The organism is Carnobacterium sp. 17-4, assembly GCF_000195575.1.
In the GTDB taxonomy this organism is placed as follows: domain Bacteria; phylum Bacillota; class Bacilli; order Lactobacillales; family Carnobacteriaceae; genus Carnobacterium_B.
In genome coordinates, this window is the sequence record NC_015391.1 from 2,162,865 (window position 1) to 2,175,800 (window position 12,936).

Below are 12,936 nucleotides of genomic sequence, written 5' to 3' on the forward strand. Positions count from 1 at the left end.
ATTATTCTTTTATATCCATAGAAAAAAGGAGCTGCTTCAGCGGCTCCTTTTTATTTTCTTAATTATTAAGTTTTATATCGCTATTCTTTTTTATTAACCCTTATTCATTTGCAGTTTCTAATAATTCAATCACTTCTTCTGTCGTATTGGCATCAATCAATTTTTGCACATTCTCAATTTCTGAACAAAAAATAGCAATAGACGATAACAAGTCTAAGTGTTCGTCGCCTTTACCTGCAATTCCAAATAACACAAAGACTTTATTTTCATCGCTTGTTTCACTAAAATCAATTCCATTTGGGAAGGTTGCTACCGAAATGGCTGTTTTGTAGATATCTTTTTTTGAACTATCAGTACCATGAGGAATCGCAATAAAATTTCCCATATAGGTAGAAACAGTCTTTTCTCTTTCCAGCATACTTTCGATATAATCTGTATTTACTGCTCCGCTTTCAACCAATAAATTACCTACTAAACGAATACCCTCTTCTTTTGTCTCAGCTGTTGCTCCTAATTCAATCAATTCTTTGGTTAATGTTGCCATTTTTATTCACTCCTCTAGTTTTAATGAGTCTTTCTTAATACATAGGCTTTAAATTCCTTTTCAATCTTCTTTCGAACCGCTTCTTCCTCGCCCTTGTCAAATAAAGCTGTGGTACTGTCATTTTCGATTACCATACTACTAACCAAGCCTAACAAATCCCGTTCAACTACATTTAACGGATAAGGTGCGACCATTATCAATATCCTTTTCAAACCCATATCTTTCCTATCAATCCCTATGATGGGTACCTCTTGCTCTAATTCATAGATTCCAAAATAACTAGAAACAACATGAGTATTTCTCACGTGGAAAAGCCCCATTTGAGTTCCGGGTATGCCTACCGGAGCAACATTTGCTCGTTCTATTAACTTTTGTTGGACATTTTCAGCATCTGTTAAAACTCCTATATCTTGAAGTTGACGGCAAATCCATAGCAAGCTTTCTTCTATCGGTTGATTCCCATTAATAGACTCAATAGAGAAATAATTTAAGATACCTAATGCGGTTTTAGATAAATGATGAATTTCTTTTAACGTTTTTTCTGTAGGTATCTTTTCACTATTTTGTTTGTTTATTTCTTTTATCGAATCAGACAATGTGTAATCTTTTTTTTGATCAATGCACTCATCGATTAATCCTTTGATCTTGACTAATTCTTCACTCAAAAGCATGGGCGTGATCAAATGGTAACGTACCGTAAAATGTGGTAAGAAAATAGTTGAAAAGATAAAGTCAAAGTCCGTTAATTTATAGTCATTTACCTCAGAAAGAGAAACTACCGTTATTTCTTTCAACTCAGAAAAATGTTTGTTCAATCGGTTTTCTAAAATTCTTGAGGTTCCAATTCCACTAGTACAAATGACCATTGCTTTTAAACCGTATATTTTTTTGTAGTTTTCCCAGGAAGAAGCAAAATGAATAACTAGATAAATATAATCATTTTCTGAAAAACGTTTATCTGGAAAGACACCTGCTAGCCCTACTATTATGCCTTTATAAATTTCTGGATACCGTTCACGAATGGTTGCGTATAGGCTATCTTCTACTTGGAGAACTGGTGTAAAAGCGCGATTCAGTAAAGCTTCCAGATGTGTCAACAAACCCGAAAACAGCGTATGATCTTTGCTAAATTCCCAATGAGCTTCTGTTTCAACTAGGTGAATAAAATTTTTAATTTGATAAGTTAGTTCCATATTGTAGTCTGCCGAAAACAAATCTTGTTTTTGAAAAAAACGCACACCATTTACAGCCTTCTTTAAAAAAATTCGTTCTGATTTTAAAAGTTGTAACTCCGTTTCTTGAAAAATATCTTTAATCACATATTCCGTTATGTTATTAGTGAGAGTAGTGTCTTCTTTTTCTTCAAAATGAATTTTTTCCAACTGGTTGTCTTCGGATAAACGCATAATCATCAAGGTCAAAATAACGATAAATTGCATTAAGCCACTATTTGATATATCTTCAAAAAAGTGTTGTTTCATCCGAAATGTAGTCTGGACGGCTATTTTAAAATAACGATAAGTTAGAAAAGATAAAAATGGCATTCTCGTCTTCTGTACTCTTTCAAAGTGCTCCTCATCATACTCATTTTGAAAAATATTTAAAAATTCGTATTCATTCAATTTGCTAGTAATGATCCCGCTGACGATTAGTCGCAAAGACTCTTCATCACTTTTAATGGAAACAGCTTTGCCTTTACCTCGTTGTAAAGTCATTTGGAATCCTTCAATAATTTCTGTGATTTTGGTTAAATCATTGTTAATCGTTCCCGGACTAACATTAAAGTCTTGTGCTAAGCCTATTAATTTAACGTTGTCTTTTGCCAGTAGCAACTGACAAATCAGATAACTCTGGCGATCTTTTGAATCAAAGATCAGGTCTGTACTTAGTAAGTCTTTTTTCAATCGATTTAACTCTTCTATTTCACCACTTAAATAAAAACCAGTACCTATTTTTTTATTAAGAGCAATCTGATAAAGAGATAGCGTATCTTCAGCTAGGGCAAGTTCACGATAAATTGTTCGACTGCTCACTTCCAGTTCTCTAGCCAAGACCTCTAAAGAAATTCCTGTTTTATTCAGTAAAAGCAATTCCAATAGTTGCTTTTCTTTTATTGAAAAATACATTTCTTTCCCTCGTTCCTGCTCTCTTTTTTCCTTACTCTTTTATTATATCATCAAGAACGGAGTAAACTTTCGATAACTTGATCGTATTTAGGGCTACTTAAAAAATTATCGACTGTTTCATGCACTCCACTTGGTGTTTTTTGTTGCGCTCTAGCATTTAATTCTATCTGCGTAATAATTAACGTTCCTTGTTCATCTTCCAAATCACTAATAGCTGAATTCGTAACCGGTATTTCTAGCCCGGCTTTTTTTGCTTTATTTCTCAAAATCGAAGCTCCCATTGCACTGGAACCCATTCCTGCATCACAAGCAAAAATAATTCGCTTAACATTTGCTGAAGAAATCGTTTGTCCAACACTTTCAGATTCAGTTTTGGTGTTAACAGAAGCTGTATTCAGAACTACACCTTTTGATTCAGCTTTCATTCCTTGCATTTTAGTAACATTGCTTTCAAAGTCTTCATTTTCAGAACGGTCTGCTTTTAAAATAAGCATCGCAACAACAAAGGACGCAACAATTGATGCTAACACACCAGCTAAGATTTGCAAGTATTCACCTTTAGGCGTCATCGCAATGACTGAAATGATTGAGCCAGGAGACGCAGTAGCAACTAAACCTGTATCAAATAGTGTGAATGTTAACGTTCCCGCAACTCCACCGGCCATGACTGCCAAAATCATTAAAGGCTTCATCAGCACGTAAGGAAAGTACAATTCATGTATCCCTCCAATAAACTGGATGATTGCAGCACCAGGTGCAGAAGCTTTAGCTGTTCCTTTACCAAACAACATGTACGCTAATAAGACTCCAAAACCAGGACCAGGATTTCCAGATAAGATAAATAATATTGATTTTCCTGTTTGAGCTGCTTGCTCAACGCCAAGTGGTCCTAAAATCCCATGATTGATTGCATTGTTTAAAAAGATGACTTTACCAGGTTCAGTAAACAGATTAACCAATGGCAATAAATTTGCATTGATCATGAATTCGATTCCATTTCCTAAAAAAGCCATTATGTTTGAAACGATGGGTCCGATTCCTAAATACCCTATAATAGCTAATATAAAGCCAATGATCCCACTAGAGAAGTTGTTGACCAGCATTTCAAAACCAGCTCTTATCTTAGATTGAAACATATCGTCAAACTTTTTAATTGCCCAGCCACCGAATGGCCCCATAATCATTGCGCCGATAAACATAGGCACATCCGTTCCAACGATAACACCAATCGATGCTACTGCTCCTACTACCCCACCACGGTGTCCTGAAATCATTTTCCCACCAGAATATCCGATTAACAATGGCAGTAAGTATGTAATCATCGGTGTTACTAATTCAGCAAGTTTCTCATTTGGCAAATACCCTTTAGGAATAAATAATGCTGTAACTATTCCCCAAGCTATAAAGGCCCCTATATTTGGGATAACCATATTACTTAAAAAAGTCCCTACTTTTTGTGCCCCGACTTTAATGGTCGTTTTATCTTTTATTCTTTCTTTACTATTTACAGCTTCCATATTGGTTTCCTCCTTGAATTCCGTTATTTCTTTGATAGGTTTATCTTACAAGCGTTTGTTTCCGCTTACAACGAACAATGAATGCAAACTTGTCAATTTCCTTTTGACAAGTTTTAAAAAAATAGTATGTAGTCTGTTAAATCAAAAAGAGTCATTATTTCAAAATCTGAAATAACAACTTTTTTTTGCTTCGTTTATTTCTTCGTAACCTCATGACCGCCAAATTCATTTCTAAGCGCTGCAACTACTTTCCCAGTAAAAGTATCTTCTTCTAAAGAACGGTATCGCATCATTAATGAGAGTGCAATCACAGGTGTTGGAACTTTTGCATCCAAAGCTGCTTCTACCGTCCATTTTCCTTCACCAGAAGATTGCATAATTCCTTTTATTTCATCAAGATGAGCATCTTTTTGAAAGGCACTTTCTGCCAGTTCCATTAGCCAGCTTCTAATGACCGATCCGTTATTCCATACTTTTGATACATCGGCCAAATCATATTCGAATTCACTCTTTTCAACAACTTCAAAACCTTCAGCCATCGCTTGCATCATGCCATATTCTATACCGTTGTGAACCATTTTCAAGTAATGGCCACTACCAGATTTCCCAGTATATAAATACCCATCTTTTACACAAATACCTTTTAAAACGGGTTCAATCACTGCAAATGCTTCTGAATTGCCTCCAACCATTAAACAAGTACCTGCATTTGCACCGCTCGTACCACCTGATGTTCCCATATCTAAGAAATGAATGCCTTTTGTTGCAGATACATTAGCATGTCGGATGGAATCTTTGTAGTGTGAATTTCCTCCGTCAATGATGATATCATTTGCTTCCAATAACTCATTCACTTCACTTAAAACAGCCTCTAATGGATCTCCTGCTGGAACCATAATCCATATAATTTTAGTTTGATTAAGACTACCAACCAATTCTTTTAAGTCCTTCACGGTTTTGATTCCATTTGCATCAGCTTGTTTTCTTACTGCTTCTATACTGTCGTAACCTACCACATGATGGCCATTTTTTTGTAAGTTTAAGGCTAAATTGTAACCCATTTTTCCTAATCCAACTAATCCAATTTCCAATTTCACCACTCCTTATGTATTTATGGTTTCAGTATATGGAATATTTTTTCTTTTTGCAACCATTTAAAAAAATATTTTTTCTTAGCGGTTTTATGCTATACTTATTTAAACTCTTTTAAGTAGGTGGAAATATGAAAACACAAGATATTAACTTAAAAATCAAATCAATCTATCGCGATTTAAGCAGCAAAGAAAAAATGATTGCAGATTTCATTCTTCTACATCCTGAAGAAGTAATGCACGGAACCATCAGCAACATTTCAGATACGATCCAAGTTGCGGATGCTACTTTTTTTCGATTTTGTAAACGCTTAGGTTATAACGGTTTCCAAGATTTCAAAATTGCCTTAGCTTCAGAAAAAGTAACGAGTTCTTTGTCTATACACGAAAATATTTCTAAAGAAGACAATGAATTACTGATGGCACAAAAAGTTTTTGATTCCAATATCAAGTCCTTAAACGACACAAAAAAATTATTAGACGAGCAAGAGCTCATCAAAGCTGTCCAGTTTTTAACGGCTGCTAAAACGGTCGGTTTCTTTGGCGTTGGCGGCTCTAGTATTATTGCAATGGACGCTTACCATAAATTTTTGCGTACCCCACTAAACTCTACCTATACACAAGATACTCATATCCAAATGATGCAAGCTTCTCGTTTAACCGAAAACGATTGTGCGATTATTATTTCCCATTCTGGTATCACAAAAGACACGATTCAGTTGGCTGAAATTATTAAAGAAAAAAGAGCCAAAGCGATCATTATTACAAGTTATTCACTTTCTCCTTTAGCGAAGTTCGCAGATGCTTTGTTATTATCAACCGCTGAAGAAACGGACTATCGTTCCGAGGCCTTAACTTCTCGTATCACACAACTAAGTTTAATAGACGCTTTATTTGTTAGTATTATGTTCAAAACAGGCGATTTTGCAACACATTCCCTAGAGGAAGTCCGCAAAGTAATTTCTCAAACCAAACTCTGATAATTACTTAAGTCCTGTACGTAAATCTCCTATCAAGTTTAATCGTTTGAATTGGTACAATTATGGATTTGAAATACTCTCAAAATTTAATTTTTTAAGACTCATGCTTGAATAAAAATCACTAGTAAACGTTTTCTTTTCCCAAGTTCTTTCCTTTGCTTTCAGTTGTTTTTATTTTATATAATGAGTGTGAATCATACAAAACAAATCTTAGGGAGGAATAGAATATTATGAGTAAATTTGTAAAAGGAAGTTACCTCACCATAGAAGAAGCAAGAATAGCTGTTGATGAAGTTGCGAGTGAAGGTTATGACAGAAATTTAATCACTCTTGTCACAAATAGGGAAACTGCTGATACTTTGCCTAATGATTTAGATGTAGGAGTTTCTACCGAGCATTCAGAAAAAAACGAAGAGGAAGATGAGTCTTTCATAGATAAAGTGAAACATCTCTTTTCTTCTGATGACGATACTGATGACCAAACGATTGATTCAACCGATGAAGGTTATGAAGCGGATGAAGCTGTCTTAATCGAGTACAAGGATGAGATTAGCAATGGGTCTATTGTTGTTCTTGTAGATGATTTTGGCCTTGAACCCGGTGCACAAGACTTTGAAAACAGCACACCATCTGGTAAAGCAGAAACCTCTAATACTGTACCGCCTTCTGATTCAATAGATACTGCTGATACACTAGACACAATCGACACGACAGATTATTCCACATTGGACGCTACAACAGAAGATCCTTCATTAACAGATGATGAAAGAATTCAACTTAAAGAAGAGCGTTTAGATGTTGATACGACAGAAGTTCAAACTGGCGAAGTAACCATTAACAAAACGGTTGATGAAGAAACAAAAACCGTTGATGTACCTGTCAAACACGAAGAAGTCACTATTGAAAGACATCCTGTAACGGATAGTACTCCTGTAGAGGAGTCACTTGAACTAGACGAGAAAACAATTGTTATACCAGTGACAGAGGAACAGATTGACGTTACCAAACGTTCCGTTGTTACTGATGAAGTAACCATCAATAAAGATACTAAAGAAGACGTCAAAGAAGTTACGGATACTGTTCGTAAAGAGAATTTAGATGTACAAACACATGGAGATGTTAGAGTTGAAGATGAAGATGACACTACACCTCTATAAAATAAAGTGATTTTTCTAGATTGAAGAAATGAAAGCATCAATAGAGGAATTTCCTTATTGGTGCTTTTTTTGATACCTACCTCTGTTTATATAGAGAATAAATATGAAACTTTCAATAGAAAAAGAGCTTATTTGTTCCATTCTAATAAATAAGACATCTTAAACTATCATACATGAGGAGGAACTGTTATGGATTTGGGTATTTCAGGAAAAATTGCATTAGTCACTGGCGCTGACTCAGGCATTGGCTGGGAAACTGCGCGTATTCTTTTAGAAGAAGGTGCATCAGTCATCCTCACTGATAAAGATCCAGAAAAATTAGCTATAGCTGCAGAAAGAATTGGACATCCGAATCAAGTTTTCTTTTACCCCGCAGATATCACAAATATAGAAGAGTTAAAAAAACTTCATCAAAAAATTGCTGCAAAAATTGGAAAGATTGATATTCTAGTTCAGTCTGCAGGCATCACAGGCGCTCAGGGGCTTTTCCACGAATTAGACGACGAAGGCTGGACAACAACTCTAGAAGTGGATCTACTTGGCCCTGTTCGTTTGGTAAATGAGTTTCTGCCCGACTTAAGAGCTGGCGGTTGGGGAAGACTCGTCTTCCTTGCTTCTGAGGATGCGGTCCAACCTTATGATGATGAACTTCCATATTGTTGTGCAAAAGCTGGTATTCTTGCACTATCAAAAGGACTTTCACGAACATATGCCCGTGAAGGTCTATTAGTCAATTCTGTTTCACCTGCTTTTATCGAAACCCCGATGACGGATGCGATGATGGAAAAACGATCTGAAGAATTAAAGGTCTCAAAAGATGAAGCTATTCAATCTTTCCTTGACCAAAAGAGGCCTTATCTTGAACTTAAGCGTCGTGGTCAAACAGAAGAAGTCGCTGCAGTTATTGCCTTTCTATGCTCGGATAAAGCTTCGTTTGTAAATGGCTCAAATTACCGTGTAGATGCAGGTTCTGTAGCAACAATTTAGCAACCAAAGTGGAGGTATAAATCATGGAAAATTACACGACAAAAAAATTAAATCCTAAAGTTTCAGCTAACTATTACGATTATTTAATTATTGGTGGAGGAATGGCTGCAGATACGGCAGCTAGAGGTATTCGAGAACATGATGCATTTGGCAGTATTGGAATGCTTTCTTCCGATAGCGATGAACCTTATACAAGACCAGCTTTATCTAAAAAATTATGGACTGATCCATCATTCGCTGAAGATCAAATTACACTTAATACTGCAAAAGAAACTAAAGATGTAACACTAAGATTAAATACCACTGTTTCCGCTATTGAGCGAGATCAGCATAGAGTTCAACTAAAAGATGGCACATCAATTGGTTATAAAAAATTACTACTCGTTACGGGCGGAGAGCCAAAAAAAATTGATGGCCCAGAGGATGAACATGTGATTTTATTTAGAGAATGGTCTGATTATCGACGTCTACGTGATTTTTCAGGAAATAATCAACATGTTGTAGTTGTAGGCGGTGGATATATTGGATCAGAACTAGCCGCTGGCTTGATTCAAAACAACACGAAAGTGACGCTTATTTATCCTGATGAGGTGTTAGGAGGCAGTCAATTTCCGAGCGAACTAGCAAAAGAATATGAAAATTCTTTCCGCGAAGCCGGTGTGAAACTTTTAAATGGTAGACGTGCTGATTCTTATACAAAAGAAGATGGAAAGTTTATTCTTCAACTTAATGATGGTTCTACTGTTGAAGGCGATACAATCGTTATTGGATTAGGTGTATCACCGCGTGTTTCACTAGCTGAAAATAGTGGTCTTAAAGTAGAAGATGGTGTATACGTTGATGAACAATTGCGTACAACTGATCCAGATATTTGGGCTGCTGGTGATATTGCCTATTATCCGGATAGAATTTTGGGTAGAACTCGTATCGAGCATGTGGATCATGCCCGAGAATCTGGTAAAGTAGCCGGTAAAGCAATGGCTGGTTCAACTGATTCTTATGCTTATACACCTTACTTCTATTCTGTGGTTTTCTCTATTTCATGGAAAGCAATTGGCACATTGGACTCTTCCTTAACTACGCTAATTGATGAAGTCGGTAATGGTAAAGTAGTTTATTACTTAGAGGATGATCTTCCTGTAGGCATTTTAACTTGGAATGTAGAGCCTGATTTAGATAAGGTGCGTGCAGTCCTAAGCAATCCACCTATTGATCCACAATCATTAAAGGGACTAATTCAAGATAAATAGTAACCGTTATTAAAATAGCTTCACTATCTAACTGATTGAATTCTGCTTAGATAGCGAGGCTATTTTATCTACTTGTAAAATTTTCACTAACTTGCTGAAACTTATTATGCAATTCATCCATTACAACGAATCGTGCTTCACGAATAACTTCCTTCCCTTCACTAAATAACAATAATGCTGGAACACTAAATACTGTAAATTGGCTAGCTACTTCAGGAATAGTATCTGCACTGACTTGAATAGGTCGAATAGCCGGAAATTCTTTTAACATATTTTGTACTTGTGGCTGAATAGCATGACAGATTCCACAATCTTCTCTTGAAATATAAACAAAAGCAAGAGAATTTTCATTGATAAATTGGACAACTTGATCCATAGATGTTGCTTGAGTAAATGAATTCATTTTTTAATCTTCTTTCTATAAGTTAACTATCCATTATAAGATTTTTGATAAGAATTAGTTTCACAGCTCCAAAAACAGTACGAAAACTGATTAAGATAAGTAGTCTTGTTTGAGAATAGAGTAATGAACATCATCTACATATAGTTTTTTGTGAATTCTATTTTTCCTTAACGTTCCTTCATAAGTCATACCTAAGCGTTCCATTACTTTTCCAGATACTGGATTTTCACTATCATGGTAAGCAAAAATTCGTTCCAGTCCCAATTTTTCAAATCCTAGCTCAAGAATCATTTTCCCTGCTTCTGTAATGTACCCATTTCCCCAATATTTTTTATTTAATGTGTATCCAATCTCCGCGCTATAATTTTCTTTTTTTACTCTGAAATCAATTGTACCAATCATCTTTTCAGTTTCTTTCAAAATAATGGCGTATTTCCCAAGCGGTTCTTTCATAAAATAATTAGCAATATTTCTTCTCGTTTCTTCTAAATTCTGATGCTTTTCAAAAACAAAACGAACAGTTTCTTCATCAGAAGCATATTCATACATATCTTCCGCATCCGACAAAACAACTGGTCGCAAAAGGATACGGGTTCCTTCTAAGTGATTGTTACAACTTAGTACATAACTATATTCTTCCATTCACTCCACCCCATTTCTCTTTTAATTTAGCAGGATAGATTCGGTCAGTCAACCCTAACGGATTTATTGTTGTTCATAAAGCCTTAACATTTCATTTAACTGTTAATTGTTGACAATAGTTCATAAATTCGTAAACTTAATGAGAACCCTTACAAATGGCTAGCGTTATTTTTTAAACTACCAATTTATCCGTCTATTCAAAACTACTAAAGTTGGGAGGGAGCGTTATGATTTCAATTGTTGTTCCCATTCGTAATGTTGAAAAATCTTTAACTAAGTGCTTACAAAGTATTAAAGATCAGACTTATCATAATTTGCAAGTCATTTTAATTGATATTGATTCAATTGATAAAAGTGGTGAAATTTGTGAAAAATTCGCAAAAATCGATTCTAGATTCACTGTTATCCACCTTCCGAACAGCAATCTTTCTGTGGCAAAGAACATTGGGCTATCCCATGCTACGGGAGAATATATTTGCTTTATTAATGCTGTTGATTGGATTGACGCAGAAATGTTGGAACACCTCATTACGACGAATAGCCTATTTAATGCCGACATGATTACTTGCCGATACTATGAAGATACTATCTCAGAACTCTATCTCGTTCCTGGTCCTGATGAAATAAGAACTCTATCAAAAAATGAAGCCCTTCAACTCTGTCTAGCTCAAACTAGGGCTTATGGTTTTTTATGTAATAAACTCTTTAAATTAGACTTATTCAACTCCTATCCCACTATCCGTTTTGATGAAAAAATAAGTTATTATGAAGATTTACTAGTCGCTATGCAATGTTTCTTAAAAAGCCAAACCATTATTTACAGCCCACCACCTCATTACCACTATTACCTTAGTCGTCATTTGCCAATAAGTGTGTTACAAAAAAAAGGGAAATTAACTGGGTTAACTGCAATAGAACAAGCCATTGATCTATTAACACAAGACCCTTCAATCGATACACGCATACTTAAAGATTACTATATCAAATTAACACTTTCTTCTTTATTTCTCTTAATCACCTTAGAGAATGCGAATAGCCCACTAATAAATGAACTTAAACAAAATTTATACCGCTATGGTTTGTATGAACACAAAGACAAAGATTTAAGAAAATGCCATCTAATAACCCGTAGAAATATTGGACTAGGTAAAATTTACTGGGATATGTTCTACAAGAAAAAGTTGGCAGAATGATTAAGTTTAAAATACTATGAATAGGTGCTTTAGCCTTAATAAAAAAGAGTCACTTCTGAAAAGGAGCTACTCTTTTTCTTTTATATTATAATTTTAAAATTTTACGTGCTTTATAAAAAGGAACCCGTTAGGAATAAAGTATTTGTTTGTATTACCATTTGTTATTTCCACATGTTATAATGGCAATTAGATTATAAAAAGATAACAAAAAGATTGGAGGAATTGTCATCGTACACTCAACATTCGTAACTCATACCCTTTATCCTGCTTATCAAGACGTGGATTCTTTAGACAAAGCAATATTCCCTAGTAATATTAGTTTAGAAGAAGCTTACACTATGCAACACTTGTTTACAGCAGCAAAAGAACACAATGGTGAAAAACTTCAAGGGTATAAAATTAGTATGACAAGTCCGGAAACGCAAGCTCTTTTTGATGCCTCTGAACCGTTATACGGGCAGTTAACAAGTAATCGGGTTCGTAACACCCTTTCGTTATCAAAAGATACAGCCCATGCATTAATAGAATTGGAACTAGTCTTTCTTGTTCAAGAAAAACTCTCCTCTGAAGATTCAATTGAGGATATTCTTAAAAAGACTACAGTAGCACCAGGGCTAGAGGTACCAGATTCTCGTTTCCAGGATTGGTTTCCAAAAATGTCCAAAGAACAGGTTTGTATCGATGGAGCAGTAGGCGGGTATGTTTGTTATGGTTCATCAAAAAAAGCTACATATAAAGATTTAGACAATATACAAGGTCGATTGATTCATAATAATCAAATCATTGCACAAGACTCATCAAGAACTGTTATGGGGCATCCTGTAAAAGCAATAGAATGGTTGCTAAAAAAATTGAGTACACAAGGTCTTTCACTCCAACCTGGTATGTTTATTTCTTCTGGTACTTTTGTTATGCCTCAAGTGTTAGCTGCTGGTACCTATAAGGGAGAATTTGACCATTTTGGTACAGTAACTTTAACTATTTCTGAATAGAACTGTGAAGATTAGCCTACCTTTCTCCAAAGATAGCTAATAATGGAAGAAATA

At 35.3% G+C, this 12,936-nt stretch carries 12 protein-coding genes; 6 read left to right on the top strand and 6 right to left on the bottom strand.

Annotated elements, in window-relative coordinates; translation table 11 throughout:
• Positions 1–100: 100 nt before the first annotated feature.
• The 4 genes from CAR_RS10290 to gnd form a co-directional block, all read right to left on the bottom strand.
• Positions 101–544 (bottom strand): PTS sugar transporter subunit IIA, encoded by a 444-nt coding sequence (locus tag CAR_RS10290; protein ID WP_013711671.1) that lies wholly within the window; start codon positions 542–544, stop codon positions 101–103.
• A 20-nt stretch (positions 545–564) separates the two neighbouring features.
• Entirely contained in the window at positions 565–2,670 is a 2,106-nt protein-coding gene (locus tag CAR_RS10295; RefSeq protein ID WP_013711672.1) for a BglG family transcription antiterminator, read from the bottom strand.
• Positions 2,671–2,720: 50 nt separating this feature from the next.
• Positions 2,721–4,187 (bottom strand): PTS mannitol transporter subunit IICB, encoded by a 1,467-nt coding sequence (locus CAR_RS10300; RefSeq protein ID WP_013711673.1) that lies wholly within the window; start codon positions 4,185–4,187, stop codon positions 2,721–2,723.
• 194 nt (positions 4,188–4,381) lie between these two features.
• On the bottom strand, positions 4,382–5,278 hold the full coding sequence (gnd, locus tag CAR_RS10305) for a phosphogluconate dehydrogenase (NAD(+)-dependent, decarboxylating) (protein ID WP_041556598.1): 897 nt from the start codon (positions 5,276–5,278) through the stop codon (positions 4,382–4,384).
• 131 nt (positions 5,279–5,409) lie between these two features.
• Here gnd and CAR_RS10310 point away from each other — a divergent pair, with 131 nt between their 5' ends.
• The 4 genes from CAR_RS10310 to CAR_RS10325 all read left to right on the top strand — a co-directional run bounded on the left by CAR_RS10310 (position 5,410) and on the right by CAR_RS10325 (position 9,652).
• Positions 5,410–6,258 carry a MurR/RpiR family transcriptional regulator gene (locus CAR_RS10310; RefSeq protein ID WP_013711675.1) on the top strand — a complete coding sequence of 283 codons (849 nt, stop codon included), beginning with the start codon at positions 5,410–5,412 and terminating at the stop codon, positions 6,256–6,258.
• 230 nt (positions 6,259–6,488) lie between these two features.
• Positions 6,489–7,415: a YsnF/AvaK domain-containing protein gene (locus CAR_RS10315; protein WP_013711676.1), complete on the top strand. Its 927-nt coding sequence runs from the start codon at positions 6,489–6,491 to the stop codon at positions 7,413–7,415.
• A gap of 189 nt (positions 7,416–7,604) precedes the next feature.
• Positions 7,605–8,402 (top strand): SDR family NAD(P)-dependent oxidoreductase, encoded by a 798-nt coding sequence (locus CAR_RS10320; RefSeq protein WP_013711677.1) that lies wholly within the window; start codon positions 7,605–7,607, stop codon positions 8,400–8,402.
• Between the two features lie 23 nt (positions 8,403–8,425).
• The gene (locus CAR_RS10325; protein WP_013711678.1) at positions 8,426–9,652 is read left to right on the top strand and encodes an NAD(P)/FAD-dependent oxidoreductase; all 1,227 of its coding nucleotides are present in this window, start codon (positions 8,426–8,428) and stop codon (positions 9,650–9,652) included.
• A 64-nt stretch (positions 9,653–9,716) separates the two neighbouring features.
• On the opposite strand, the gene CAR_RS10330 is transcribed toward CAR_RS10325, so the two are convergent.
• Positions 9,717–10,055, bottom strand: coding sequence for a thioredoxin family protein (locus tag CAR_RS10330; RefSeq protein ID WP_013711679.1), 339 nt, complete (start codon positions 10,053–10,055; stop codon positions 9,717–9,719).
• Between the two features lie 90 nt (positions 10,056–10,145).
• A complete protein-coding gene (locus CAR_RS10335; RefSeq protein ID WP_013711680.1) occupies positions 10,146–10,697 on the bottom strand; it encodes a GNAT family N-acetyltransferase in 552 nt (183 codons plus the stop codon).
• Positions 10,698–10,924: 227 nt separating this feature from the next.
• On the opposite strand from CAR_RS10335, the gene CAR_RS10340 reads away from it, so the two are divergent.
• Together CAR_RS10340 and CAR_RS10345 are read left to right on the top strand one after the other, a co-directional pair.
• A complete protein-coding gene (locus tag CAR_RS10340) occupies positions 10,925–11,890 on the top strand; it encodes a glycosyltransferase family 2 protein (RefSeq protein WP_013711681.1) in 966 nt (321 codons plus the stop codon).
• Positions 11,891–12,228: 338 nt separating this feature from the next.
• Positions 12,229–12,882 carry a 2-keto-4-pentenoate hydratase gene (locus CAR_RS10345; RefSeq protein ID WP_202944997.1) on the top strand — a complete coding sequence of 218 codons (654 nt, stop codon included), beginning with the start codon at positions 12,229–12,231 and terminating at the stop codon, positions 12,880–12,882.
• The last annotated feature ends 54 nt before the right edge of the window (positions 12,883–12,936 follow it).